This window comes from Paracoccus sp. NBH48 (genome assembly GCF_015390265.1).
Taxonomy (GTDB): domain Bacteria; phylum Pseudomonadota; class Alphaproteobacteria; order Rhodobacterales; family Rhodobacteraceae; genus Paracoccus; species Paracoccus marcusii.
On sequence record NZ_VUOJ01000001.1, the window covers coordinates 495,118 to 520,992 of the forward strand.

At 69.1% G+C, this 25,875-nt stretch carries 23 protein-coding genes, 1 other RNA gene and 4 pseudogenes; 18 read left to right on the forward strand and 10 right to left on the reverse strand.

The features are described 5' to 3' along the window. Positions 1 to 105 precede the first annotated feature (105 nt). Positions 106 to 1,539, forward strand: coding sequence for a mannose-1-phosphate guanylyltransferase/mannose-6-phosphate isomerase (locus F1642_RS02385; protein ID WP_194885367.1), 1,434 nt, complete (start codon positions 106 to 108; stop codon positions 1,537 to 1,539). Here F1642_RS02385 and F1642_RS02390 read toward each other — a convergent pair whose 3' ends face one another. Continuing rightward, positions 1,540 to 2,292: a DsbA family protein gene (locus F1642_RS02390; RefSeq protein WP_194885368.1), complete on the reverse strand. Its 753-nt coding sequence runs from the start codon at positions 2,290 to 2,292 to the stop codon at positions 1,540 to 1,542. Positions 2,293 to 2,449: 157 nt separating this feature from the next. On the opposite strand from F1642_RS02390, the gene F1642_RS02395 reads away from it, so the two are divergent. From F1642_RS02395 to F1642_RS02420, 6 genes and pseudogenes are all read left to right on the forward strand, one after another. Next, positions 2,450 to 3,586 (forward strand): pyridoxal phosphate-dependent aminotransferase, encoded by a 1,137-nt coding sequence (locus F1642_RS02395; RefSeq protein ID WP_194885369.1) that lies wholly within the window; start codon positions 2,450 to 2,452, stop codon positions 3,584 to 3,586. Continuing rightward, positions 3,583 to 4,812 (forward strand): N-acetylmuramoyl-L-alanine amidase, encoded by a 1,230-nt coding sequence (locus F1642_RS02400; protein WP_194885370.1) that lies wholly within the window; start codon positions 3,583 to 3,585, stop codon positions 4,810 to 4,812. Before F1642_RS02395 ends, F1642_RS02400 begins: the two co-directional genes overlap by 4 nt. Before the next feature lie 55 nt (positions 4,813 to 4,867). Further along, positions 4,868 to 7,411: a penicillin-binding protein 1A gene (locus F1642_RS02405; RefSeq protein ID WP_194885371.1), complete on the forward strand. Its 2,544-nt coding sequence runs from the start codon at positions 4,868 to 4,870 to the stop codon at positions 7,409 to 7,411. Between the two features lie 216 nt (positions 7,412 to 7,627). Next, the gene (gene prfB, locus F1642_RS02410; RefSeq protein ID WP_045999394.1) at positions 7,628 to 8,752 is read left to right on the forward strand and encodes a peptide chain release factor 2; all 1,125 of its coding nucleotides are present in this window, start codon (positions 7,628 to 7,630) and stop codon (positions 8,750 to 8,752) included. Then, complete coding sequence (locus tag F1642_RS02415) at positions 8,749 to 9,735, forward strand: aldo/keto reductase (protein ID WP_370582745.1); 987 nt, start codon at positions 8,749 to 8,751, stop codon at positions 9,733 to 9,735. Before prfB ends, F1642_RS02415 begins: the two co-directional genes overlap by 4 nt. Positions 9,736 to 9,822: 87 nt before the next feature. Further along, positions 9,823 to 10,888, forward strand: a pseudogene (locus F1642_RS02420) (patatin-like phospholipase family protein). On the opposite strand, the pseudogene F1642_RS02425 reads toward F1642_RS02420, so the two are convergent. The 3 genes and pseudogenes from F1642_RS02425 to F1642_RS02435 all read right to left on the reverse strand — a co-directional run bounded on the left by F1642_RS02425 (position 10,885) and on the right by F1642_RS02435 (position 13,017). Beyond that, positions 10,885 to 11,801, reverse strand: a pseudogene (locus F1642_RS02425) (pseudouridine-5'-phosphate glycosidase). The pseudogenes F1642_RS02420 and F1642_RS02425 overlap by 4 nt on opposite strands. After that, positions 11,798 to 12,619, reverse strand: coding sequence for a PfkB family carbohydrate kinase (locus F1642_RS02430; RefSeq protein WP_370582746.1), 822 nt, complete (start codon positions 12,617 to 12,619; stop codon positions 11,798 to 11,800). The pseudogene F1642_RS02425 and the gene F1642_RS02430 overlap by 4 nt, the downstream one beginning before the upstream one ends. 41 nt (positions 12,620 to 12,660) lie before the next feature. Next, positions 12,661 to 13,017: a helix-turn-helix transcriptional regulator gene (locus tag F1642_RS02435; RefSeq protein ID WP_045999391.1), complete on the reverse strand. Its 357-nt coding sequence runs from the start codon at positions 13,015 to 13,017 to the stop codon at positions 12,661 to 12,663. Between the two features lie 182 nt (positions 13,018 to 13,199). Here F1642_RS02435 and F1642_RS02440 point away from each other — a divergent pair, with 182 nt between their 5' ends. The 5 genes and pseudogenes from F1642_RS02440 (at position 13,200) to F1642_RS02460 (ending at position 15,929) form a co-directional block, all read left to right on the forward strand. Further along, entirely contained in the window at positions 13,200 to 13,580 is a 381-nt protein-coding gene (locus F1642_RS02440; protein WP_370582747.1) for an AtpZ/AtpI family protein, read from the forward strand. A gap of 2 nt (positions 13,581 to 13,582) precedes the next feature. Next, positions 13,583 to 14,332 (forward strand): F0F1 ATP synthase subunit A, encoded by a 750-nt coding sequence (locus F1642_RS02445; RefSeq protein WP_045999389.1) that lies wholly within the window; start codon positions 13,583 to 13,585, stop codon positions 14,330 to 14,332. Positions 14,333 to 14,420: 88 nt separating this feature from the next. Further along, positions 14,421 to 14,658, forward strand: a pseudogene (locus F1642_RS02450) (F0F1 ATP synthase subunit C). A gap of 165 nt (positions 14,659 to 14,823) precedes the next feature. Further along, positions 14,824 to 15,369: a F0F1 ATP synthase subunit B' gene (locus F1642_RS02455; RefSeq protein ID WP_194885372.1), complete on the forward strand. Its 546-nt coding sequence runs from the start codon at positions 14,824 to 14,826 to the stop codon at positions 15,367 to 15,369. Then, positions 15,366 to 15,929 carry a F0F1 ATP synthase subunit B gene (locus tag F1642_RS02460; RefSeq protein WP_045999388.1) on the forward strand — a complete coding sequence of 188 codons (564 nt, stop codon included), beginning with the start codon at positions 15,366 to 15,368 and terminating at the stop codon, positions 15,927 to 15,929. Before F1642_RS02455 ends, F1642_RS02460 begins: the two co-directional genes overlap by 4 nt. 60 nt (positions 15,930 to 15,989) lie before the next feature. Here the strand turns inward: F1642_RS02460 and F1642_RS02465 are convergent, their stop codons facing one another. Further along, positions 15,990 to 16,772, reverse strand: a complete 783-nt coding sequence (locus F1642_RS02465) for a FadR/GntR family transcriptional regulator (RefSeq protein WP_045999387.1) — start codon at positions 16,770 to 16,772, stop codon at positions 15,990 to 15,992. A 99-nt stretch (positions 16,773 to 16,871) separates the two neighbouring features. Then, complete coding sequence (locus F1642_RS02470) at positions 16,872 to 17,543, reverse strand: OmpA family protein (protein WP_045999386.1); 672 nt, start codon at positions 17,541 to 17,543, stop codon at positions 16,872 to 16,874. Between the two features lie 245 nt (positions 17,544 to 17,788). Here F1642_RS02470 and nth point away from each other — a divergent pair, with 245 nt between their 5' ends. From nth to F1642_RS02495, 5 genes are all read left to right on the forward strand, one after another. Continuing rightward, the gene (gene nth / locus F1642_RS02475) at positions 17,789 to 18,451 is read left to right on the forward strand and encodes an endonuclease III (RefSeq protein WP_194885373.1); all 663 of its coding nucleotides are present in this window, start codon (positions 17,789 to 17,791) and stop codon (positions 18,449 to 18,451) included. Further along, positions 18,448 to 19,476 (forward strand): adenosine kinase, encoded by a 1,029-nt coding sequence (locus F1642_RS02480; protein ID WP_194885374.1) that lies wholly within the window; start codon positions 18,448 to 18,450, stop codon positions 19,474 to 19,476. Before nth ends, F1642_RS02480 begins: the two co-directional genes overlap by 4 nt. Positions 19,477 to 19,625: 149 nt before the next feature. Next, a complete protein-coding gene (gene fabF, locus F1642_RS02485) occupies positions 19,626 to 20,888 on the forward strand; it encodes a beta-ketoacyl-ACP synthase II (protein ID WP_045999383.1) in 1,263 nt (420 codons plus the stop codon). Next, positions 20,888 to 22,069, forward strand: a complete 1,182-nt coding sequence (mltG, locus tag F1642_RS02490; protein ID WP_176695014.1) for an endolytic transglycosylase MltG — start codon at positions 20,888 to 20,890, stop codon at positions 22,067 to 22,069. The genes fabF and mltG overlap by 1 nt, the downstream gene beginning before the upstream one ends. Positions 22,070 to 22,157: 88 nt before the next feature. After that, a complete protein-coding gene (locus tag F1642_RS02495; protein WP_127898308.1) occupies positions 22,158 to 22,607 on the forward strand; it encodes a hypothetical protein in 450 nt (149 codons plus the stop codon). A 1-nt stretch (position 22,608) separates the two neighbouring features. Here the strand turns inward: F1642_RS02495 and rnpB are convergent. Both rnpB and F1642_RS02505 read right to left on the reverse strand, forming a co-directional pair. Further along, an RNA gene (rnpB, locus tag F1642_RS02500) (RNase P RNA component class A) lies at positions 22,609 to 22,983 on the reverse strand. A 33-nt stretch (positions 22,984 to 23,016) separates the two neighbouring features. Beyond that, a complete protein-coding gene (locus F1642_RS02505) occupies positions 23,017 to 23,661 on the reverse strand; it encodes an N-acetylmuramoyl-L-alanine amidase (RefSeq protein ID WP_370582748.1) in 645 nt (214 codons plus the stop codon). A gap of 41 nt (positions 23,662 to 23,702) precedes the next feature. Between F1642_RS02505 and F1642_RS02510 the strand changes: the two genes are divergently transcribed. After that, positions 23,703 to 23,861: a hypothetical protein gene (locus tag F1642_RS02510; protein WP_194885375.1), complete on the forward strand. Its 159-nt coding sequence runs from the start codon at positions 23,703 to 23,705 to the stop codon at positions 23,859 to 23,861. Between the two features lie 104 nt (positions 23,862 to 23,965). On the opposite strand, the pseudogene gatA reads toward F1642_RS02510, so the two are convergent. Further along, positions 23,966 to 25,452, reverse strand: a pseudogene (gene gatA, locus F1642_RS02515) (Asp-tRNA(Asn)/Glu-tRNA(Gln) amidotransferase subunit GatA). Further along, on the reverse strand, positions 25,449 to 25,736 hold the full coding sequence (gatC, locus tag F1642_RS02520; protein WP_042244485.1) for an Asp-tRNA(Asn)/Glu-tRNA(Gln) amidotransferase subunit GatC: 288 nt from the start codon (positions 25,734 to 25,736) through the stop codon (positions 25,449 to 25,451). The pseudogene gatA and the gene gatC overlap by 4 nt, the downstream one beginning before the upstream one ends. Between the last annotated feature and the right edge of the window lie 139 nt (positions 25,737 to 25,875).

The window sequence follows — 25,875 nt, forward strand, 5'->3', positions numbered from 1 at the left end:
CAGGGCGTGACTTGACGCTGACGGCGCTTGGCCCTTGACTGCGGGAACGACCGGCTGCAACCGGCAGGAATGATGACAGGGCGGGGTTCGCCCAAGGGGTTTGCGATGACGATGATTACACCGGTGCTGATGGCGGGCGGTTCGGGCACGCGGCTGTGGCCCGTGTCGCGCAAGAGCTTTCCCAAGCAGTTCGCCGCCCTGACCGGGGACGAGACGCTGTTCCAGGCCTCGGCCCGGCGGCTGTCGGGCGCGGGATTCGCGGCGCCGGTGGTGATGACCAATTCCGACTTCCGCTTCATCGTGGCCGAACAGCTGGAACAGGCGGGCATCGCGCCGGGCCGCATCGTGATCGAACCCACGGGCCGCAACACCGCCCCCGCGATCCTGGCGGCGGCGCTGATGGTCGCCGCGGACGATCCCGACGGACTGGTGCTGGTGGCGCCGTCCGACCACGTGATCCCCGACGCCCAGGCCTTTGCCGCGACCGTGGCACAGGGTGCAGAGGCCGCGGCCCAGGGGCGCATCGTGACCTTCGGCATCACCCCCGACCGCCCGGAGACGGGTTACGGCTATCTGGAACTGGCCGGTGCCGGAGAGGGGCCGCAGCCCCTGGCGCGGTTTGTCGAGAAGCCTGACGCCGATCGGGCGGGCCAGATGCTGGCGGCGGGCAACTATCTGTGGAACGCGGGTATCTTCCTGTTCAGCGCCCGCACCATGATCGAGGCGTTCCGCGCCCACGCCCCCGCCTATCTGGAGCCGGTCCAGCAGGCGCTGGACCAGGCGCATCTGGACCTGGGCTTTTTGCGGCTGGCCAAGGCGCCCTGGGCCGGGGTCGAGGATCAGTCGATCGACTATGCCGTGATGGAAAAGGCCGACAACCTGACCGTGGTGCGGTTTTCGGGCCGCTGGTCGGACCTGGGCGGCTGGGACGCGGTCTGGCGCGAGGCGCTGAACCATGCGCCGTCGGATCACGGCGTGGTCACCGACGGCAATTCCACCGCGATCGACTGTCAGGACGTGCTGCTGCGGTCGGACAGCGACGATCTCAAGGTCGTGGGCATCGGGCTGCGCGACGTGATGGTGGTGGCGACCTCGGACGCGGTGCTGGTCGCCGACCGGGGCCGGGCGCAGGACGTGCGGCTGGCCGTGTCCGCGTTGAAGGCCAAGCGCGCCAAGCAGGCCGAGGCGTTCCCCCGCGACCATCGCCCCTGGGGCTGGTTCGAGACGCTGGCCTTGGCCGACCGCTTTCAGGTCAAGCGCATCGTGGTGAAACCCGGTGCGGCCCTGTCGCTGCAAAGCCATGTCCACCGGTCGGAACACTGGATCGTGGTGTCGGGCACCGCGCGGGTCACCGTCGACGACAGCGTGACCCTGGTGACCGAGAACCAGTCGATCTATGTGCCCCTGGGCGCCGTCCACCGGATGGAGAACCCCGGCAAGGTGCCGATGGTCCTGATCGAGGTGCAGACCGGCAGCTATCTGGGCGAGGACGACATCATCCGCTACGAGGATGTCTATTCGCGCAGCAGCGCCGACTGATCACATGCTTTCGCGGATCTGGGCGATGGTCTGGGCCACGCCCGCCCGCGGAACGCCGCGCAGCATCTGGTCGCCGATCACGAAGGTCGGCGTCCCCTGGATCGCCATCGTCTGGCCCAGCTCGTGGTTCTTCTGCAGGACCGTGTTCACCGCTTCCGTGTCCATATGCGCCATGATCGCGTCGGCATCGACGCCGATCTCTTCGGCTATGCCGCGCAGCGATTCATCCGTCGCGGGCGCGCGCAGGGCCATCAGCGCGTCATGGGCCTTTTTATAGGCCTCGTCCCCGGCGATCTGGTGGACCGAGATGGCAAAGCGGCTGGACAGTACGCTTTCCTCTCCAAGAATCGGAAATTCCTTCAGGATCAAACGAATGTTGCCATCTTCCTCGACCGCGTCATGGACCTCGGCGTTGAACTGGCGGCAGACCCCGCAGCGATAGTCGATGAACTCGACCATGGTCAGGTCGCCGTCCGGATTACCGCCCACCCAGCTGTGCCCATCGTCGAACAGCGCGTCGCTGTTGGCCTCGACCAGCTGCAGGTCGGTCTGCGCCGCATCCTGGGCCTGGCGGTTCTCCAGCACGTTGATCGATTCGATCAGCACCTGCGGGTTCTCCATCAGATAGTCGCGCACCGCCTCTCCGAAGGCGGCCTTTTCATCGTCGGTCATGGCCGAGATGTCGAAGGCCATCGCGGGCGCGGACAGGGCCAGGCTGGTCCCCAGGAAAAAGGCGGCGGTCAGGCGTGTCATGGGGCATTCCTTGGTCTGATGTGGGCGACAGCTTGGACCGCCGCGTCCGCGATGGCAAGAACGCCCCCGACACGGCTGCGTGACGGCACGCCCCCGCCTAAAGGCTGGAGCGTGCCGCCGTCCCGCGCTATCACAAGGCAAAAATGAGGCCGAGCGAATGCGACACTCCCTGCGCGGACAGGTTGACCCGTTCATCGTGATGGACGTGATGGAGGCGGCCGCCCGGGCCGAGGCGGCAGGTCGCCATGTCATCCACATGGAGGTCGGCCAGCCCGGCACTCCCGCCCCCCTGGGCGCGCGACAGGCGCTGGCGCAGGCGCTGGAACAGCCTTTGGGATATACCGTGGCCCTTGGCCTGCCGGCGTTGCGACAGGGCATCGCGGACCTCTATCACCGCTGGTACGGGGTCGATCTGGACCCCGCGCGGGTCGTCGTGACGCCGGGCAGCAGCGGCGCGTTCATCCTGGCCTTTTCGGCGTTGTTCGATGCGGGCGACAGGGTGGCGATGGGCTATCCGGGCTATCCCAGCTATCGTCAGATCCTGCGCGCGATGTCGCTGACGCCAGTCGGCATCCCGACCCGCCCCGAGGACCGCTATCAGCCCCGGCCCCAGGACCTGCCCGACGACGTGCAGGGGCTGATCCTGGCCTCTCCGGGCAATCCGTCGGGGACGGTGCTGACCGTGCCGGAGCTGGCGGGCCTGACCCAGGCCGCTGCCGCGCGGGGCATGGCAGTGATATCGGACGAGATCTATCACGGGCTGTCCTATGCCGACCGTTGCCATTCCGCGCTTGAGGTGACGGATGAGGTTCTGGTCGTAAACTCCTTTAGCAAATACTTTTCCATGACAGGGTGGCGGGTCGGATGGATGGTCGTGCCGCCCGATATGGTGCGCACGGTCGAGCGTCTGGCGCAGAACCTGTTCATCTGTCCGCCCCATGCCAGCCAGGTCGCGGCCTTGGCCGCGCTGGACTGCACCCCCGAGGCCGAGGCCAACCGCGCCGTCTATGCCGAGAACCGCCGCCTGATGCTGGAGGGGCTGCCGCGCGCGGGCTTTGACCGCATCGCCCCGCCCGAGGGCGCGTTCTACATCTATGCCGACGTGTCGCACCTGACCGACGATTCCGTGGCTTTCGCGGCCGAGATCCTGGACAAGGCGGGCGTCGCGGTCACGCCGGGGCTGGATTTCGACCCCGACCGCGGCGCGCGCACGCTGCGCTTTTCCTATGCCCGCGCGACGGCGGACATCGCCGAGGGCCTGGCCCGCCTAACGGCCTTCATGGCGGCCAGATGAGGCTTCTGCTGCTGATCCTGCTGCTGCTGGCGGGGCCGGTCCAGGCCCAGGATCCGGCACGGCTGATCCTGGGCGGGTCGTCCCTGACGCAGGCGCCGCAGGGCTGGTGGCACCGCGCCTTTGGCCCTCAGCCGCTGGAGCTGTCGCTGGCGCTGGACCGCCCGGTGCCGTGGCGGACATTCCTGGTCGGCGATCCCGCACGCCTGGTCGTCGATCTGCAGGGCGTCGACCTGAGCGGCCGCAGCCCTGCCGACCTGTTCGGACAGGACCTGGCGCCTGCGATCCGGTGGGGCAGCTTTCGGCGCGGCTGGTCGCGGATGGTGATCGAACTGCCGGGGCCGTTCCGCGTGGCCGAGGCCGGGATGCGCACCCAGGGGGCCGAGGCGCGGCTGCGCATCGCCCTGAACCCCGTCGCGCCCGAGGATTTCGCGCCGCGCCCGTCGGCCGCGGCGGCGCTGCGCAACCTGCCCGATCCGGCGGACCTGCCGCCGCCCGCCACCGCGACGGGGCTGGCGGTGACGCTGGACCCCGGTCACGGCGGCTTTGACCCCGGCGCGCAGGCGGGCCCCGATACCGAGGCCGCGCTGGTCCTGACATTCGCGCAGGAGTTGCGCACCGCCCTGGAGGCGCGGGGCGTGACAGTCACGATGACCCGCGACAGCGACGTCTATGTCAAGCTGGAGGACCGGATGACCACGGCGCGGCAGTCGGGGTCCCACCTGCTGCTGTCGCTGCATGCCGATGCGCTGCCGCAGGGGCAGGCGGCGGGGGCCACGGTCTATGTCTGGAACAGTTCGTCCGACACGCGGGCGGGCCAGCAGCTGACGATGCGCCATCAGCGCGACGACCTGTTGGCGGGGATGGACCTGCGCGGCCAGGACGACGCGCTGGCCACGGTGCTGATGGATTTCGCGCGCACCGACACCCAGCCCCGGTCCGAGGCCTTCGCACGGCTGCTGACCTCGCGCATGGCGCTGCGGGGGATCGGACTGCACGGGCGGCCGGTGCAGGGGGCGGCGTTCTCGGTGCTGAAATCGCCTGACATCGCGTCGGTCCTGCTGGAGCTGGGGTTCATCTCGGACCAGACGGACCTTGCGAACCTGACCGACCCCGAATGGCGCGCCCGCATGGTCGAGGCCGTGGCCGAAGCCACGACCGGCTGGTGGCGCGACGAAACAGGCGCGCGCCGGGCTGCTTCGTCACTGACACACCCAGTGTTGCTTTGACCGGGGCACCCGTGGCCGCTATAGACGCGGCGAAACCCCGACAAAGGCTGACCCCGTGCTGCGACCCATCCTGTCTTTCTTCGGTGCGATCTTTTCCTGGGTGGTCACCGGGGTGTTCTTTGCGGCCCTGACCGTCGGCGGCATCTTCTGGATCTATTCGCGCGACCTGCCCAGCCACGAGACGCTGGCCCAGTATTCGCCCAAGACCATCAGCCGCATCTATTCCGCCGAAGGCCAGCTGATCGACGAGTTCGCCGAGGAGCGCCGCATCTTCGTGCCCATCGACGAGGTGCCCGACCTGATCAAGCAGGCCTTCGTCAGCGCCGAGGACAAGAACTTCTACAGCCATCCGGGCTATGACCTGCGCGGCATCCTGTCCGCCGCTTTCGAGGCCGCGGTCTCGGGCGGGTCCAGTGTGCGCGGCGCGTCCACGATCACCCAGCAGGTGATGAAGAACTTTCTTCTGTCCAGCGACCGCAGCGTCGAGCGCAAGGTCAAGGAGCTGATCCTTGCCGCGCGGCTGGAACGCAGCCTGTCCAAGGACCAGATCCTGGAGCTGTACCTGAACGAGATCTTCCTGGGTCAGAACAGCTTCGGCGTGGCCGCCGCGGCCCAGACCTATTTCAACAAGTCGCTGTCCGAACTGGCCCCGCACGAGGCCGCGATGCTGGCCGCCATGCCGCAGGCGCCCGGCCGCTATCACCCCGTGACCGCCAAGGAGCGCGTGACCGAACGGCGCAACTATGTCCTGCGCGAGATGTGGCAGAACGGCTTCATCGACGAGGCCACCTATGAGGCCGAGGCCAAGCTGCCGCTGCGGTCGGTGCAGAACGGGGACTATCCGTCGTTCCGCCGTGCGCTGCCGCCGCGCGACTATTTCACCGACGAGATCCGCCGCCAGCTGAGCCTGGAGTTCGGCCAGGAGGAATTCTTTGGCGGGGGGCTGACCATCCGCGCGACCGTCGATCCCGACCTGCAGTCGGAGGCTGCAAGCGCGCTGCAGACCGCGCTGGAGGATTACGACCGCAACCGCGGCGTCTGGCGCGGCACCGGAGAGGTGATCGAGGCCGGACTGCTGACCGACGAGGCCAGCTGGCGCGGCGCGCTGTGGGACCTGCGCCTGCCGCGCGACATTCCGGGCTGGCACCCGGCCGTGGTGCTGGAGGTCGGGGCATCCGACGCCCGCATCGGCATCGAGGGGATCGAGGAGGACGCCGACGGTCACTGGATCCCCGCATCCGACGTGCAATGGGCCCGGCCCCTGGACCGCGAGACGCGCACGCTGGGTCCGCGCGCGCAGGTGGCGGGCGATCTGGTGCGTGTGGGCGACGTGGTCCTGGTCCGCGCCATGATGGATGGTGCCGATTTCAACCGCTGGAGCCTGCGCCAGGTGCCCGAGGTGCAGGGCGGGTTCATGGCTATGGACGTCAATACCGGCCGCGTCCTGGCGATGCAGGGAGGGTTCTCGTACGAGAGCAGCGTCTTCAACCGCGCCACGCAGGCACAGCGCCAGCCGGGGTCGTCCTTCAAGCCCTTCGTCTATGCCGCGGCGCTGGACAACAACTATACCCCCGCAACCATCGTCGTGGACGAGCCGATCCGCATCAACACGCCCCAGGGGCTGTGGGAACCGCAGAACTCGTCGGGGCGCCATTACGGGCCGACGCCGCTGCGGACGGGGATCGAGCAGTCGCGCAACCTGATGACCATCCGCATTGCGGACGACATCGGCATGGATCGGGTCGCCAAGTATGCCGAGGATTTCGGCGTCTATGACACGCTGGCGCCGTTCCTGGCCAACGCCCTGGGCGCGCAGGAGACGACGCTGTTCAAGATGGTCGCCGCCTATGCGATGTTTGCCAATGGCGGCGAGCGGGTCGAGCCCACGCTGGTCGACCGCGTGCAGGACCGACGCGGGCGCACCGTCTATCGCCACGACCAGCGCGTCTGCGAGACCTGCGCGATGCAGGCCATGCCCGCCGGGCAGGCGCCGGTGATCGACACCAACCGCGAACGCGTGATGGACGCGGTCACGGCCTATCAGCTGACCTCGATGCTGGAGGGCGCGGTCGAGCGCGGTTCGGGGTCGGGCGTCGATCTGCCCGTGCCGATCGCGGGCAAGACCGGCACGACCAACGATGCCAAGGACGTGTGGTTCATCGGCTATTCCAGCAACATCGTGGCGGGCTGCTATCTGGGCTATGACCAGCCGCGTTCGCTGGGTGAACGGGCCTATGGGGGGACGCTGTGCGTTCCAGTCTTCAACGCCTTCATGCGCGAGGCCGTGGCCGAGTATGGCGGGACGGAGTTCACCGTTCCGCCGGGCGGCTATTGGGTCAAGATCGACCGCATCACCGGCCAGCGCCTGCCGGACGATGCCACCGGTCCGAACGTCATCGCCGAGTATTTCCGCGACGGCACCGATCCCGACTGGCTGACGCCCTACGTCGTGTCGGGCTTTGGCGACGAGGTGGTGATCCTGCCCTGGGAAGCCGGGGCCAGCGGTGGGGGGCAGGCGATCACGACCTCGACCGGCGAGAGGCGGGTCATTCCGGGGCGGACCGATTTCGGCACCATGTCGTCGGGCGGGCTGTACTGAGGCCGCGTGCCCGTTTGCGTCCCGCGACGGGCGGGGGGCCTGCCGCCCCCCGCACCCCCCGCCCACCGCGGTGACGATGGGGGGTCCGGGGGCGTCCGGAGCGGGACCGGCGGGCGCATGGCGCAGCGCGCGTGGCGTAGGGCCGTGCCGGTCTTGCCCAAGGGCGGCCTTCGCGGTATCACCCCGGACCTGACGCCTGACCGAAGGAATCCGCCCATGCGCGCCGAGACGCAGTCCACCATCGAGGCCATCCGCCGTTCCCTGACCCTGCTGGGCCAGCGCCTGGACTGGACCACCGCGCCGCATCGCCTGGAAGAGATGAACGCCATGATCGAGGATGGCGACCTGTGGTCGGACCCGGCCCGCGCGCAGAAGCTGATGCGCGAGCGGCAGTCGCTGTCGGACGCCATCGAGACCTATCGCCGGATCGAGGGCGACCTGTCGGCCAATGCCGAGATGATCGAGCTGGCCGAGGAGGAGGGCGACGCCGAACTGGTGTCCGAGGCCGAGGGCAACCTGAAGGCGCTGGCCAAGATGGCCGCCCAGAAGGAGCTGGAGGCGCTTCTGAACGGCGAGGCTGACGGCAACGACACCTTCCTGGAGATCAACGCGGGCGCGGGCGGCACGGAAAGCTGCGACTGGGCGTCGATGCTGGCGCGCATGTACGTGCGTTGGGCCGAGAAGAAGGGATACGAGGTCGAGCTGCTGTCCGAGACGCAGGGCGAGGAGACCGGTATCCGCAGCGCCGCCTACAAGGTCAGCGGGCACAACGCCTATGGCTGGCTGAAATCGGAATCGGGCGTGCACCGGCTGGTGCGGATCAGCCCCTATGACAGCGCGGCGCGGCGGCACACCTCGTTCAGCAGTGTCTGGGTCTATCCGGTGGTCGACGACAACATCGAGATCGACATTCCCGACCGCGACATCCGCATCGACACCTATCGGTCGTCGGGTGCCGGCGGTCAGCACGTGAACACCACGGATTCCGCCGTTCGGATCACCCACCTGCCCACCAACATCGTCGTCACGTCGTCGGAAAAATCCCAGCACCAGAACCGCGCCAACGCCATGGCCGCGCTGAAGGCGCGCCTGTACCAGATGGAGCTGGACCGCCGCAACGCGGAGGTGAACGCCCAGCATGCCGCCAAGGGCGATGCGGGCTGGGGCAACCAGATCCGCAGCTATGTCCTGCACCCCTATCAGATGGTCAAGGACCTGCGCACCAGCGAGGAGACCAGCGACACACAGGGCGTGCTGGACGGCGACCTGGACCGCTTCATGGCCGCGACGCTGGCGCTGGACGTGGCCGGGAAAAGCCGCGCCGAGGCCAACGCCGAGTGATCCCGTGGCGCCAGCTGGGGCAGGGCGGTCCCCGGGTCGGGGCCGTGGCCTTGGGGACGATGAACTTTCAGGGCACCTATGGCGCGGCAAATGCGGCGGAGAGCCAGCGGGTGATCGACGCCTGCATCGACATGGGGATCGACCATATCGACACGTCCGACGTCTATGGCGCGGGCGGGGCCGAGGAGATGCTGGCCCCGGTCCTGGCGCGCCACCGGGGCCGCGTGACCATCGCCAGCAAGGCGGGCATCACCCGCAATCCGGACCATCCCTTCGACAATTCGCCCGCCTATCTGCGCGCCGCGCTGGAGCGGTCGCTGCGCCGCATGGGGGTCGAGCGGATCGACCTCTACTATCTGCATCGCCGCGAAGCCGCACGCCCGGTCGAGGAGGCGATGGAGACGCTGATGCGCCTGCGCGACGAGGGCAAGATCGGCGCCATCGGCCTGTCCGAGGTGGCGCCGTCCACGCTGGAGCGCGCCTGCGCCATTGGTCCGGTGGCCGCCGTGCAGTCGGAGTATTCGCTGTGGTCGCGCCAGGTCGAACTGGGCATGGTCGATGCCTGCGCGCGTCACGGGGCGGCGCTGGTCGCGTTCTCTCCGGTCGGGCGGGGGGTCTTTGCCGATGTGCCGCCGGACCCGGCGGGCTTTGCGCCGGGCGATCTGCGCGCCGGCATGCCGCGGTTTCAGGCCGATACCTGGGCGCGCAACCTGCCGCGTTTGCGGGCCTTTGCGGACTGGGCGCGCGATCAGGGCGAAAGCCCGGCGGCCGTGGCGATCGCATGGGTGCTGTCGCGCGCGCCGCATGTCATCGCGCTGCCCGGATCGCGCAGCCTGGATCATTGGCGTCAGATCGCCCGCGGCGCGGGCCTGTCGCTGAGCGCCGATCAGCTGGCCCGGATCGACGCGATCCTGCCCGCCGGGTGGGCGCATGGCGCGCGCTATGGGACCGCCATGGCGCAGGGGCCCGAAGGCTGGGCGTGATGCCGCAGCGCGGCATCGGCGCGGAACTTGCCATGATATCGGACCTTTGTATGATGCTGCGACTGCATCATGAACAAGGGGCGGGCCATGGAGATCAAACGCATCAATCTGGCCCTGCAGGGCGGCGGCGCGCATGGGGCCTTTACATGGGGCGTCCTTGACCGCCTGCTGGAGGAGGAGTGGCTGGAATTCGCGGCGATCAGCGGCACCTCGGCCGGGGCGCTGAACGGGGCGGCGCTCAAGGCGGGGCTGGCGGCGGGCAAGGGCCTGGCCGGGCGGCGTGCCGCGCGCGAGAACCTGGATGCCCTGTGGATGCAGGTCGGATCGAAAAGCGACAACCGCGTGGTGCGCTGGACGCAGTCGGTGATGCCCATGTCCCGCGGCATGCAGCGCTGGACCGAGATGGTGTCCCCGGCCGCCTGGATGGACAACCTGACGCGGCTGTTCAGCCCCTATGATTACGGCCCGTTCTACGTCAACCCGCTGGAATCGCTGCTGCGCGACCTGCCTTGGGCCGATTTCACCTGTGATCGGGGGCCGGACCTGTATGTCGCCGCCACGAACGTCCGCACGGGCCGCATCAAGGTCTTTACCGGTGGCCAGGCGACGGTCGATGCGGTGATGGCCTCGGCCTGCCTGCCGACGCTGTTCCGCGCGGTCGAGATCCACGACAGCGACACCGGGCGGATCGAGGCCTATTGGGATGGCGGCTACGCGGGCAACCCGGCGCTGTTCCCGCTGTATCGCGCAAGCCTGCCCCGCGACATCCTGATCGTGGCGATCAACCCGCTGATGCGCGAGGTGCTGCCCCGCACGCCGGTGGAAATATCGGACCGCGTGAACGAGGTCAGCTTCAACAGCAGCCTGATGAACCAGCTGCGCGCGATCAATTTCGTCAAGCGCCTGTTCGCCCAGGGCAAGATGGACGGCGACGCGATGAAAAACGTGCTGATCCACCTGATCGACGACGACAAGCTGATGACCGACCTGTCCGGCGCGCTCCAAGCTGATGCCGCGCCCGGGCCTGCTGGCCGCGATGAAGGCGGCGGGCCAGCAGGCCGCCGACACCTTCCTGTCCGACCATGCGGACAAGCTGAACAGGGCCGACAGCTTCGATCTGGCGGCCCTGTTCCCGGCGCAGCGCGTGGTCTAGGCCATCGCGGCGGCGATGCGCGCCGCCAGCCGCGCGTTGTTCAGCACCAGTTCGATATTGCTCTCCAGCGAGCGACCTTGGGTCAGTTCGAAGATGCGCGACAACAGGAAGGGCGTCACGGCCTTGGCGGCGATGCCCTGGGCCGCGGCCTCGGACAGGGCCTGTTCGATCACGGGCATGATCCGGTCCTGCGGGATCTCGGCCTCGACCGGGATCGGGTTCGCGACCAGCTGGCCGCCCTTGAGGCCCAGGGCCGCGCGCATGGCGGCGGCGGCGGCGATCTCCTCGGGCTGTCCATGCGCAGCGGCGCGCGGATGCCCGAGGCGCGCGACCAGAAGGCCGGCAATTCGTCCTGGCCATAGGCGATGACCGGCACGCCCAGGGTCTCCAGCACTTCCCAGGTCTTGGGCAGGTCCAGGATGGCCTTGGCGCCTGCGGCCACGACCGTCACGGCGGTCTGCGCCAGCTCCTGCAGGTCGGCCGAGATGTCGAAGCTGTCCTCGGCCCCGCGATGGACGCCGCCGATGCCCCCGGTGGCAAAGACCTTGATGCCCGCCAGCTGGGCGCAGATCATGGTGGCCGCGACCGTGGTGGCGCCGGTGCGGCCCTTCGCGATGCAGACGGCCAGGTCGGCGCGGCTCAGCTTCATCGCGTCCGCCGGCGGGGTCTGCGCCAGGGTGCGCAGGGCCTCAGGCGTCAGGCCGATATGGATCTGGCCGCCCATGACGGCGATGGTCGCGGGGACGGCGCCGCCCTCGCGGATGGTGGCCTCGACCTTCTCGGCCATCTCCAGGTTCTGGGGCCAGGGCATGCCATGGGTGATGATCGTCGATTCCAGCGCCACCACGGGCAGGCCGCGATCCAGCGCGTCGCGAACCTCGGGGGCGAAAGTAAGGGGGGCAGTATGGGTCACGGGACGTCCTTTCCGGAGACATGCGCGGCCGAGGCCCTGACGGCCTGCCGCAGCGCCGCGTCGCGCGGCATTTCCTTAAGTTCGGCGGCCAGATGGGCCGCAAGAAAGCAGTCGCCCGCACCGGTCACGCGTTCCACGGTGACGGTTGGGGGCTGATGGGTCAGCGTGGGGCCTCCGGCGATCGCCTCGGCCGCGGGGTTCGGGCCGTCGGTGACCAGCACGCGGGCGGCGCCGCGCGCCACGACCGCCTCGGCGGCCAGTGCCGCGTTGGCGCAGGCGCGCCCGGCCAGGATCTCGGCCTCCAGCCGGTTCAGATAAAAGCAGCCGCGCCGCGCGGCGATTAGCGGCTCCAGGCGTTCGGCCTTGCCGGGGCTGGCGGGCACCACGCGCAGGTCGGCGCGCATCAGGCGCGGATCGCGGGCGATGGCCGACAGCAGCTCCTCGGTCAGGTTGCCGTCCAGGACCACGGGGCCGGTCCAGGCGGGGAGGGTGTCCAGCGGCGCCAGGATCGCGGCGCCGGCCAGTTCCAGGCTCAACGCGTCGGCCACGGCGGCGATCAGCCCCTCGCTGTCCTCAATGGCCATATAGCAGTCGGTGGGCAGGCCCGCGTCGCGGGTCAGATGCTCGGTCATCACGCCAAGACGCTGCGCCTCGGCGATCAGGCCCTCGCCCTCGGAATCGCGGCCCACGGCGGACAGGACCGACGGTGTCATGCCCCACCGCGCCAACGCGACCGCCACGTTCAGCGCCACGCCGCCCGGCAGGTGGCGGATGCGGCCCGGCACGTCGGCCCCCCGGCGCCATGCGGCGCGGCGCACGGCCGATCACGTCCCACAGCATCGCGCCGATGCACAGCACGTCAGGCGTCTTGGTCATCGTCATCCCCCAGCTGGGCGTTCAGAAAACGTTCGAAATCATCCAGGTCCACCGGGTCGAACTGCCCGAACCCCTGCATCCAGACCGAGGCCTGGCGCATCCCGTCCGGGTCCAGCTTGCACCAGGTGATCCGGCCGCGCCTCTCCTGCCGGATCAGGCCGGCGGCCGCAAGCACCGCCAGATGCTTGGAGATCGCCGCAAGGCTGACCTGGAACGGATCGGCCACGTCGCTGACCGCCATGTCATCCTCCAGCAGCATCGACAACACCCGACGCCGCGTCGGGTCCGACAGGGCCGCAAAGATCAGATCCAGCCGGTCCGGCGGGGTGGGCGGGGTCATGGCGGGGCTTTCTGCGGAGGGCGATGGTCAACCGGGCGGTTGAATGATGGCGCGGCGCGATCGGGATTGCAAGATTGCCGCCACCGAAGAAAGACAATGTGGATCAATGCGTTGCAGGCAGGTCTCAGTTGCTTGACTTGGGGGGCGTCTGCCCCTAGACAGCGCCCAACGACGTCAGGGGCGTGACAGATGGCCGAAAGACCCCAGGGCGATGCGGACAGGGCGCGGATGCCGACCGGCTGCGCGCACTGGAGGCCAAGCTGGCCGCCCTGACGCCAAAACCCGAAGGCCCCGGCCCGATGGGAAAGTACGAACAGGCAAACCTTGCCTGGCGGATGGTGATCGAACTGGTGACCGGCCTGGGGCTGGGCTTCGTGTTCGGTTACGGGCTGGATTATCTGATGGGCACGACGCCCTTCCTGATGGTCCTGTTCATCTTCCTCGGCCTTGCGGCTGGCGTCAAATCCATGATGCGCACCGCGTCCGAGCTTGACAGGAAATCCGGCCCCGCGCCGGAAGGCGAAAAATCCGGCGAACGGCCGGACCGTGACGAAAGGGACTGATCGTGGCGACGGAAGCGACTGGCGGCGGCCTTGAATTCCACCCGATGGACCAGTTCGTGGTCTCGCCGCTGTTCGGTGACGGGCCCGTGGCGTGGTACACGCCCACCAACGTGACGCTGTGGCTGGCGCTGACGGCGCTGGCGTCCATCGCGCTGCTGGTGCTGGGCACCCGCGGCCGCGCCATCGTGCCGAACCGCGCCCAGTCCATCGCCGAGATGGCATACGGCCTGGTCCACAAGATGATCGAGGACATCGCCGGCAAGGATGGCCTGCGGTATTTCCCCTACATCCTGACGCTGTTCATGTTCGTGGTCTTCGCGAACCTGCTGGGCCTGCTGCCGCTGGCCTTCACCACGACCTCGCACATCGCCGTCACCGGCGTTCTGGCGCTGGCGGTGTTCTTCGGCGTCACCATCATCGGCTTCGTCAAGAACGGCGCGCATTTCCTGGACCTGTTCTGGGTGCGCTCGGCGCCGCTGGCCGTGCGCCCGGTCCTGGCCGTGATCGAGGTCATCAGCTACTTCGTGCGTCCGCTGTCGCTGTCCATTCGTCTTGCGGGCAACATGATCGCCGGCCATGCCGTCATCAAGGTTTTCGCGGGCTTCGCGGCCATTGCCGCCGTCGCCCCTGTCGCCATCATCGCGGTCATCGGGATGTACGCCTTCGAGGTGCTGGTCGCCATCGTCCAGGCCTATGTGTTCACCATCCTGACCTGCGTTTACCTCAAGGACGCGCTGCACCCGTCGCACTGACGCGACGGTCCTCGCAGCCCCTGCGCGGTCCCGCATCGGGTCCGCATCCACCAAGATCGACCAACTTCCAACCGCAAGGAGAAATACCATGGAAGGCAATATCGCAGAACTGGGCCAGTACATCGGCGTCGGCCTGACCGCGTTCGGCATGGGCTTTGCCGCCCTGGGCGTCGGCAACGTCGCCGGCAACTTCCTGGCCGGTGCCCTGCGCAACCCCGTCGGCCGCTGCCGGCCAGACCGCCACGCTGTTCATCGGCATGGCATTCGCCGAAGCACTGGGGATCTTCTCGTTCCTCGTCGCGCTTCTGCTGATGTTCGCGGTCTGATCCACGGCCATCCTTGCGGCGGGGTGGGGGCCTGTCCCCGCCCCTTCGTTCGTTCCAAGGCCATGGGGTAGGATATGTTCAGCCTGTTGCAAGAGGCCGCCACCACCGCGGTCGAAACCACTGAGGGCGCGATCGTCATCGACGATGCCGCGACCCACGGCGCCGATGCCGCGACCCCACGGGGTCGATGCAGCCGGACACGCCGCCGAAGCCGCGGGCCTGCCGCAGCTGGATATCGCCACGTTCGGCAACCAGATCTTCTGGCTGGTCGTCACGCTGGTGGTCCTTTATCTGGTCCTGTCGCGCGTGGCCCTGCCGCGGATCGCGGCCGTTCTGTCCGACCGTCAGGGTGCCGTCACCGGCGATCTGATGGCCGCCGAAGAATTCAAGCTGAAGGCCCGCGAGGCCGAGGCTGCCTATGACAAGGCGCTGGCCGATGCCCGCACCGAGGCACAGGCCATCGTCGCCCGCAACCGTGCCGAGATCCAGGCGCAGCTGGACCAGGCGATCGCCAAGGCCGATGCTGAAATCGCCGCCCGCACCGCCGAATCCGAGGCGCGCATCCGCGAGGTCCGCGCATCCGCCGATGTCAGCGCGCGCGAGGTGGCTCAGGATGTCACCGCCGAACTGGTCCGCACCTTCGGCGGCCAGGCCGACGACGCCACCGTGGGCGCAGCCCTTGACGGGCGCATGAAAGGGGCCGTGCAATGAACCGCATGATCGCAACGCTGATCCTGTTCAGCGCCGGACCCGCCATGGCCGCATCGGGCGACTACGGCTTCTTCTCGCTGCGCAACACCGACTTCATCGTGCTGCTGTCCTTCCTGGGCTTCATCGGGGTGCTGGTCTATTTCAAGGTCCCCGGCCTGATCGGCGGCCTGCTGGACAAGCGCGCCGAGGGCATCCGCAACGACCTGGACGAGGCCCGTCGCCTGCGCGAGGAAGCGCAGGAGATCTATGCCAGCTACGAGCGTCGCTCGCGCGAGGTCAAGACGCAGGCCGACCAGATCGTGGCCAACGCCAAGCGCGAGGCCGAGGCCCAGGCCGCCACGGCACGCGAGGATCTGTCCCGGTCGATCGACCGTCGCCTGCAGGCGGCCCAGGACCAGATCGCCAGCGCCGAGAACGACGCCGTGCGTGCGGTCCGCGACCGTGCGGTCGCCGCGTCCATCGCCGCCGCCGCCGAGATCCTGGCGGGCCAGGTGCGCGCCGGACAGCGTTCGGCCGGCATCGATGATGCCATCGAGGACGTGGCGCGTCGCCTGAACTGAGATCGCCGGACCGACATTCGGCCAAGACTGATCGAAAGGGCCCCTTCGGGGGCCCTTTTGCTATGGCGCGCGGCGGTTCTGCAGGCGCAGCCGTGCGACGGCCGCGTGATCGTCGGCGCGACGCTGCGCGGTCAGGGTGCGGGCGACCAGGTCCAGATGATCCTCCAGCACGGCACGGGCACGGGGGCCGTCGCGGGCCTGCAGAGCATCGTTGATCGCGATATGCTGGTCCAGCAGGCGGTCGCGTAGTTCCGGGCTGGCAAAGATGCGCGGGCGGTTGAACAGCATGCCCTGGCGCAGCAGGTCCTGCATCGCGCGCATCAGGTGCAGCGCGATCAGGTTGTGGCTGGATTCCACGATGGCCATGTGAAAATCGGCGTCCAGCGCGGCCTCGATCTGCGGATCGGGGCTGGCATGGGCATGGCGCATGGCCTGGACGATGCGGTCCAGCACGGCCAGATCGGTCTCTCCGGCGGCCATGGCGGCACGTTCGGCGGCCAGCCCCTCCAAGTCCTTGCGGAAGGTCAGATAGTCGTCGGCCGCCTGCGGATGGCGCGCGATCAGGCGAACCAAGGCAGGAGAGAACGCGCTGCCCAGTACGTCGGCCACGAAGACGCCCGCGCCCGGTCGGGTGACCAGCAGCCCGTCGGCCTGCATCGCGGCCAGCGCCTCCCGCAGGGAAGGCCGGCTGACGCCCATGCGTTCGGCCAGTTCGCGCTCGCCCGGCAGGCGTTCGCCCGGGCGCAGCACGCCCTGCAGGATCAGGGCCTCGATCTGGGCCACGACGGCGTCGGACAGGCGGGCGGCGTCGATGGGCTGGAAGGGGCTGTCGGCGTCGGACATGGCGGTATCCCGGGGTTCTGGAAGGTCATCCTAGAACCGGACCCCGCCAATGCAAAGAGGCCGGGCGATGGCCCGGCCTCTGGTCGCGATGCGGCAGGATTACTGCGTCGGACGGATCAGGATCTCGACGCGACGGTTCTGTGCGCGGCCCGCGGCGGTGTCGTTCGACGCGATCGGCTGGTTGTAGCTGGCGCCAAGCGCCGACAGCCGACCCGATGCCACGCCGGCGGCGGCCAGGATGCCCGCGACCGATTGCGCGCGGCGCTGCGACAGGTCCTGGTTCAGGGCGGCGCTGCCGGTGTTGTCGGTGTGGCCCACGACCTCGACCCGGCTGTTCGGGTACTGGTTCAGGTTGCGCGCGACGGCATAGAGGTCGGTCTGCGCCGGGCCGGAGACGGCGGCCGATCCGGTGGCGAACAGGATGCCCTCGGGCAGGATGACCTGCAGGTAGCTGCCGCGGTTGATGATCTGCACGTTGGGGTTGCTGATCGATTGTTCCAGCGCCGCCGCCTGGCGGTCCAGGATGTTGCCGGCCACGGCACCTGCTGCGGCACCGATGATCGCCGCGCGTGCGGCGTCCCTGCCCTGGTTGTTGCTGTCGCTGTCACGCGTGCCGCCATAGAGCGCGCCCACGGCGGCGCCGGCAAGCGCGCCCTGCTGGGTGCGGCTGAGGCCGGTGGCACCGGTGCCGGTATCGGTCATCGCGGGCGCGCAGGCGCCCAGCAGGGTCAGGCCACAAACGGCCAGGATCGAAGTCTTGCGGAGGTTCATCGGGCTCCCTTTCCTTGGGTCGCGGGCGGGCCTTGGTGCCGCACCCGGTGCGTTCGTGGCTGCCCCGGCGGTTCGGTGGAACCGATTCCGGGATCTGCCGTCAACGCGTGGCAAGCTGTCGCAGTTCCGCGCCAAAGGAAAGTCACTGTTTCGTGGAGGCCACTGGAAACGCGGCAGAAACCCGCCCGTGGCCCGCCGGGACGGGGCGCGCTTGCAAACGGGCGCGGCGGCGGTCACAAGCAGGCATGGCCATCCAGCGTCGCATTCCGCCCCCATTGCCCTTTGCCGATCAGGTCGCGATCTTTTCGCGCCTGGCCGAGGCGAACCCGGCGCCCGAGACCGAACTGCTGTTCGTGAACCCCTTCACCCTGGTCGTGGCGGTCGCGCTGTCGGCGCAGGCGACGGATGTGGGCGTGAACCGCGCGACGCGCGGCCTGTTCGCGGTGGCCGACACGCCCGAGAAGATGCTGGAACTGGGCATCGAGGGCGTGACCGAGCATATCAGGACCATCGGCCTCTATCGTCAGAAGGCCAAGAACGTCATCGCCCTGTCGCGCATCCTGGTCGACGATTACGCCGGACAGGTGCCCGACAGCCGCGCCGCCCTGACCAGCCTGCCGGGCGTCGGGCGCAAGACGGCCAATGTCGTGCTGTCCTGTGCCTTCGGCCATCCGGCGCAGGCGGTCGACACGCATATCTTTCGGGTGGGCAACCGCACCCGCATCGCCCCGGGTCGCGACGTCGACGAGGTCGAGCGCGCGATCGAGGACAACGTCCCCGCCCGGTTCCAGACGCACGCGCATCACTGGCTGATCCTGCACGGGCGCTATGTCTGCCAGGCGCGCAAACCCCGCTGCGGCATCTGCCCGATCCGCGACCTGTGCCCCTATGAGGAGAAGACCGCATGACCACCCCGGACCGGACTGGGCCCTATATCATCGGCATCGGCAATGCCGTGATGGACATCATCGCGCCGACCGAGGAAGCGCGGCTGGAGGCCCTGGGCATCACCAAGGGCATCATGCAGCTGGTCGACCGAGAGCGGTCGGAATACCTGATGGCCGCCCAGGCCGATGACCATTCGGCCCGCCGCGACCAGGCGCGCATGGTCGCGGGCGGCAGCGTGGCGAACACGCTGGCGGGCATCGGCGGGCTGGGCCTGCGCACGGCCTTCATCGGCAGTGTCGCCGATGACGAGATCGGGCGGCTCTATGCCCGCCAGACCGAGGCTGCGGGCACGCGCTTTGTGAACGCGCCGGTGGCGGGGGCGGGGCTTCCCAGTTCGCGCACGATCATCTTCGTCACGCCCGACGGAGAGCGGTCGATGAACACCTATCTGGGCATCTCGGCCGAGCTGGGGCCGGAGGATGTCGCGCCCGAGGTGTTCGACGGCGCGGGCTGGCTGTTCCTGGAGGGCTATCTGTTCGACAAGGACAAGGGGAAGGCCGCGTTCCTGAAGGCCGCCGACTGCTGTCACGCGGCGGGGGGACAGGCGGGCATCGCGCTGTCGGACCCGTTCTGCGTGGATCGTCACCGCGACGATTTCCGCCGCCTGGTCGCGGGTCCGATGGATTACGTGATCGGCAACGTCCACGAATGGCAGTCGCTGTACCAGGTCGAGGACCTGGAGGAGGCGCTGCGCCTGGCGCAGGCGGATTGCGGCACGGTGATCTGCACGCGGTCGGGCGACGATGCGATCCTGATCCGGGGTGGCGAGCGCGTGACGGTGCCGGTCCGGCGCATCGTGCCGGTGGACGCGACGGGGGCGGGCGATCAGTTCGCGGCGGGGCTGATCTATGGCCTTGCCTCGGGGCATCCGCTGGAGGTCGCGGGACGCATGGGCATCATCGCGGCCTCCGAGGTGATCGGCCATGTGGGCGCGCGCCCGCAATCCGACATCCGGGCCCGGTTCCGGGCCGCGGGCCTGGGCTGATCTGCGTCCCGCGACGTGCCGGGGGGCCAGCCCCCCGGACCCCCCGGCGGCGCGCCGCCATGGCCTGCCCATCGCAATTTCGTGGCGTTGCGCGGCAGGGGGGGCGCGTGTATCAGGGCTGAAATTGCGAGCAGCTGAAGGAATTGCCGATGCGCAGGGTTGTTGTCACCGGGCTTGGGATGGTCACGCCACTGGCGTCCGGCGTCGAGGCGACGTGGGAACGTCTGCTGGCCGGGAAATCCGGCGCGGGGCCGATCACGCGCTTTGACGCGTCCGACGTCGTGACGAAATACGCCTGCGAGATCCCCCTGGGCGACGGCAGCGACGGCACCTTCAACGCGAACGACTGGATGGAGCCCAAGGACCGCCGCAAGGTGGACGACTTCATCCTGTACGGGATCGCCGCCGCGCATCAGGCGGTGACCGACGCGGGCTGGATGCCCGAGGACGAGGAAAGCCGCCTGCGCACGGGCGTGATGATCGGCTCGGGGATCGGCGGGCTGTCGTCCATCGCGGACACGGCGGTCCTGATCAAGGAGCGCGGGCCCAAGCGGGTGTCGCCCTTCTTCATTCCCGGCGCGCTGATCAACCTGATCTCGGGGCAGGTGTCGATCCGCTATGGCTTCAAGGGGCCGAACCACGCGGTGGTCACGGCCTGTTCGACCGGCGCCCATGCCATCGGCGATGCGTCGCGGATGATCCGCTATGGCGATGCAGACGTGATGATCGCGGGCGGCGCGGAAAGCCCGATCAGCGAGATCGGCATCGCGGGCTTCAACGCCTGCAAGGCGCTGTCGACGAAGCGCGAGGACGACCCGCAGGCGGCCAGCCGCCCCTATGACGCGGATCGCGACGGGTTCGTGATGGGCGAGGGCGCGGGCGTCGTCGTGCTGGAGGAATACGAGCACGCCAAGGCACGGGGCGCCAAGATCTATGCCGAGGTGCTGGGCTACGGCATGTCGGGCGACGCCTACCACATCACCGCGCCAAGCGAGGACGGCGATGGCGGATACCGCGCGATGGAGGCGGCGCTGCGCAGCGCGAACCTGACGCCGGACCGCATCGACTACATCAACGCGCACGGCACCTCGACCATGGCCGACACGATCGAGCTGGGCGCAGTCGAACGGCTGATGGGCGATGCCGCGTCGGGTGCGGTCATGTCGTCCACGAAATCCAGCATTGGTCACCTGCTGGGCGCGGCCGGCGCGGTCGAGGCGATCTTCTGCGTGCTGGCGATCCGCGACCAGATCTGCCCGCCGACGATCAACCTGGACAACCCCGCCGTGACGCCGAAGCTGGATCTGGCGGCCAATGCCGCGGTGCGCCGCAAGGTCGACGTGGCGCTGTCCAACAGCTTCGGCTTTGGCGGGACCAATGCCAGCCTGGTGCTGGGGAAGGTCGCCGGATGATCTGGCGCAACATCGCCTCGAACTTCCTGACGCTGGCCATCGTGCTGCTGATCGCGGCGGCGGCGGCGGTGGCCTGGGCCAAGCGCGAATTCAGCGGGCCGGGCCCGAGCGCCATCGCGCAATGTGTCCAGATCTCTCCGGGCGCCAGCCTGAACGCGGTCAGCAACCAGCTGGCGGCGCAGGGGGCGATCTCGAACGCCTACATCTTTCGCGCGGGGGCCGACTACATGGACAAGGCGCGCGACCTGAAGTTCGGCAGCTTCCTGATGCCGCCTCAGGCCAGCATGGAGCAGATCGTCGAGACGGTGACGGCGGGCGGCCCCTCGACCTGCGGGACCGAGGTCGTGGTGCGCGTCGGCGTGCGCGAGAACACTGTCCTGCTGCGCGACACCAACCCCGAGACCGGCGCCTATGAGGAAATGGCGCGCTGGACCCCCGGCAGCGGCGACCGTCCGGCGCCTCTGGTCCAGGCCCAGGACCGCGCCGACGTGCGCCTGTCGCTGGTCATGGCCGAGGGCGTCACCAGCTGGCAGGTGGTCGAGGCGCTGCGCGCCGCCGATTTCCTGACCGGAGAGGTGGCCGAGATCCCGGCCGAGGGAAGTCTTGCGCCCGACACCTACCTGCTGGAGAAGGGCGGCGACCGGAACGCGATTTTGGCCCAGATGGCCAGCCGCCAGGCCGCCATCCTGGCGCAGGAATGGGAGGCGCGTCCCTTCGGCATGCCCTATGAGACGCCCGAGGAGGCGCTGATCATGGCCTCGATCGTCGAGAAGGAGACGGGGCAGGCGGACGAACGCCCGCAGGTCGCCAGCGTCTTCGTGAACCGCCTGCGCCAGGGGATGCGCCTGCAGACCGACCCCACGGTGATCTATGGCGTCACGAACGGGCAGGCGGTGCTGGACCGCGGCCTGCGCCGGTCGGAGCTGGACACGCCCACGCCCTTCAACACCTACCGGATCGACGGGCTGCCGCCCACGCCCATCGCAAATCCGGGCCGGGCTGCGATCCGCGCGGCGCTGAACCCCGACGAGACGGACTATCTGTACTTTGTCGCGGACGGCACCGGCGGGCACGCCTTCAGCCGCACGCTGGAGGAGCACAACGCAGCCGTCGCGCGCTGGCGCGAGATCGAAAGGCAGCAGGGCCTGCCCGCGGACAGCCCGGTCCAGACCGCGGATTGATCGCGCAGGTTTGACAAACACGGCCCCCGGACGCAGGCTTGCATCCGGGGGCCTTTCTCATGGCCCCATAGCCTTGGGAGGAGCCGTGATGATACTGCCCGACATGCTGAAGACGCTGACCGACAATGCCCGCCAGTTCCAGGAACGCCTGACCGAATGGCAGGCCGCGATGGCCAAGGGCCAGGAGGAGGCGATGGAGCAGGCCCGCCAGTGGCAGGCTCAGGCCATGCAGCAGCAGCAGGAGGTCAACGCCCGCGTCATGGCCCAGATGGAAGGCGCCAGCGAGGCCATGCAGAGCCAGTGGCAGCAGATGCAGAAGGCTTGGGAGGACCAGTTCGCCACCATGCAGAAGCAGGGCGAGGAGATGCGCGCCAAGGCCATGTCCGCCGCGGGCGGCACCGGCGGCAGCGCATTCGCCGATTGGGCCGAGACCTATGCCGCGCAGATGGTCGCCTTCACCCAGAAGATGCAGGGCGAATCCGCCAAGGCGATCGCCACCGCGACCGAGGCGCGGGGCAAGGGCGGCAAGAAGGCCTGAGTTGCGCGGAGGGCCTGTAAGCCGGATTTTGTCCACCGCTCGCGCGGCTGGATGACCATTCCTCTGGTCCGTCCGTTACCGGACGGATCTAGCTGCCTACCCGGATCTGCTGGGGCAAGGCGGCCCTGCGGATTGCTCCGCGCGCGATCCCTATTCGGCATTGCTCCTGGTGGGGCTTGCCATGCGGGCGCTGTTGCCAGCCCCCCGGTGGGCTCTTACCCCACCGTTTCACCCTTACCCATCCGGGGATGGGCGGTCTGTTCTCTGTGGCGCTATCCCTGGGGTTGCCCCCGCCGGGCGTTACCCGGCACCATCGCCTCATGGAGTCCGGACTTTCCTCGACAGGTCGCCCTGCCGCGGTCATCCAGCCCTCCGCGCGCCGCCCGTATGGGACGCGGCGCGCGGGGCGTCAAGGGGCCGCCGTCCCAAGAAGCCGCGCGACGGTGCGGCGGTCGTCGGCCGTCTCCGGGCCCGCGGCCCAGGGACGGTGGCGCAGGCGGAACGCATCCAGGCGCGCCGGCACGTCGGGATAGCCCAGGGCGGACAGGCCCTCCGCCAGCACCGGATCAGCGTCGGTCGGCGCGGGGCGGGCGAATGTCGCCAGACCCTCGGCCGCCAGGGCCTCCCAGTCAAAGCGCGGGCCGGGGTCGATCTTGCGGCCCGGCGCCAGGTCGGAATGGCCGATCACGCCACCGGGCCCGATGGACCAGCGGTCCATGATGTCGCGCAGCAGGCGGCGCAGCGCGGCCATCTGCGGCGCGGGATAGGGGCGGTCGCCGGGATTGGCCAGCTCGATCCCGATGGACCGGCTGTTGACGTCGTCCAGCCCCTGCCACCGTCCAGCCCCCGCATGCCACGCCCGGCGGGTTTCGCAGACCAGCTGTTCCGTTGTGCCGTCCGCATCGATCAGCCAATGGGCGCTGACCTCGGCCGCGGCATCGCACAGCCGCGCGCGTGCCGACGGGCTGTCCGCCATGCCGGTATAGTGGATCACGATCAGCGACGGCACCTGCCCGCGGCGGTCGCCGTGATTCGGACTGGGAAAGGCGGTCACGGTCGCCCTATGGCGCGGGGCGCCGGACGCGCAGGCCCATCGTGGGCGGGATCGGCACGGGGTCCGAGCCCGCGATCTGCGCGCCGGTGGGCGCCTGGACCGGCAGGGCGATGGGGATCGTCGCGGCCGGGGTGGTCCCGGTGACCAGCGCCGCCTCGCGTGCGGTGCGGTACTGGCCGTACCGGTCGGCCTCGAACTGATAGTTCGGGTTCCAGCCCCGATGTTCCCCGCATCCGGCCAGCGCCCAGCACCCCGATCATCCACCAGCCGCGCATGACGCCTCCATCGGTCCGTTTCGCGGACGTTACCACCAGCGATCCGGCTTGGCCACAAATCCCGCAGCGCGTTCCAGCACCTGCGCCTGGTTCAAGAGATCGCCCTCCTCGAAGGGGCGGCCGATCAGCTGCAGGCCTAGGGGGCAGGCCCTGCGCGTCCTGTCCCACCGGCACCGCGATGCCGGGCAGGCCCGCCAGGTTCAGCGTCACCGTGAAGACGTCGTTCAGATACATCTGCACCGGATCGCCCTTGTCGCCCGAGCCAAGCGGGAATGGCCGCCGAGGGCGTCGCGGGCGCCAGGATCGAATCGACGCCTGCCGCAAAGGCCTGGTCGAAATCGCGCTTGATCAACGCGCGCACGCGGCGGGCGCGGTTGTAATAGGCGTCATAGAAGCCCGCCGACAGCACATAGGTGCCGATCATCACCCGGCGCTGAACCTCGGGGCCGAAGCCCTGGGCGCGGGTCTTCTCGTACATCTCGGTGATGCCGTCGCCCTTGCCCAGGGTCGCGCGGTGGCCGTAACGCACGCCGTCATAGCGGGCCAGGTTCGACGATGCCTCGGCGGGCGCGATCACGTAATAGGCGGGCAGGGCGTATTTCGTATGCGGCAGGCTGATGTCGACGATCTCGGCGCCCGCGTCGCGCAGCATCTCGGCCCCCTGACGCCACAGGGCGTCGATGGCGTCGGGCATGCCGTCCACGCGGTATTCACGCGGGATGCCGATGCGCTTGCCACGGATGTCGCCAGTCAGCGCGGCCTCGAAATCGGGGACCGGCAGGTCGGCGCAGGTGCTGTCCTGGGGATCGGCAGAGGCCATCGCGCCCAGCATGATCGCGGCGTCCCGCACCGTGCGCGTCATCGGCCCCGCCTGGTCCAGGCTGGAGGCGTAGGCGATGACGCCCCACCGGCTGACCCGGCCATAGGTCGGCTTCAGCCCCACCGTGCCGGTGAAGGCCGCGGGCTGGCGGATCGATCCGCCCGTATCGGTACCGGTCGCGCCCAGGCACAGATCGGCCGCGACGGCTGCGGCCGAACCGCCGGAACTGCCGCCCGGGGTCAGCTGCGCGCCGTCAGGCCCGCGCCACGGGTTCACCGTCGGACCATAGCAACTGGATTCGTTGGTCGAACCCATCGCGAATTCGTCCTGGTTCAGCTTGCCCAGCATCACTGCGCCCGCGTTCCACAGGTTCTGCGTCACGGTCGATTCGTATTCCGGGGTGAAGCCCTGCAGGATGCGGCTGCCGGCCTGCGACGGCACGCCCTTGACGCAGAAGACGTCCTTGACGCCCACCGGGATGCCGGTCATCGGCGCGGCGTCGCCCGCCTTGATGCGCTGATCGGCGGCGCGGGCCATGTCGCGCGCCATGTCGGGGGTGTGATGCACGAAGGCGTTCAGCGCGCCCGCGGCGTCGATGGCCGAGAGGCAGGCATCGGTCAGTTCGACCGAGGTCAGATCGCCTGCGCGTAGCGCGTCGCGCGCGTCGGCAATGGTCAGTCGGTTCGCGTTCGTCATTCCACCACCTTCGGCACGGCAAAGAACCCCTCGCGGGCGTCGGGGGCGTTGGACAGGATCTTGTCGGCCATGCCGCCCGAGGTCACGACATCCTCGCGCCGCTTCAGGCGCATGGGGGTGACGCCGGTCATGGGTTCCACGCCCTCGACATCGACCTCGTTCAGCTGGTCCATGAAATGCAGGATGCCGGACAGATCGCGCGCCAGGGCGGGCAGGGCGGCATCATCGACCGCGATGCGCGCCAGATGGGCGACCTTGCGGGCCTGATCCTCGGTGATCGACATGACGTTTCCTTTCGTTGGCCGCGGGTCTACAACCCCGCGCGAAAGGCCGCAAGACGCACGGCCGAAAGGTCCCCATGCAAGCAGCCCTGGCCGTCATCCCCGTCATAGCCCTTGTCCTGCTGGGCCATCTGGCGCGGCG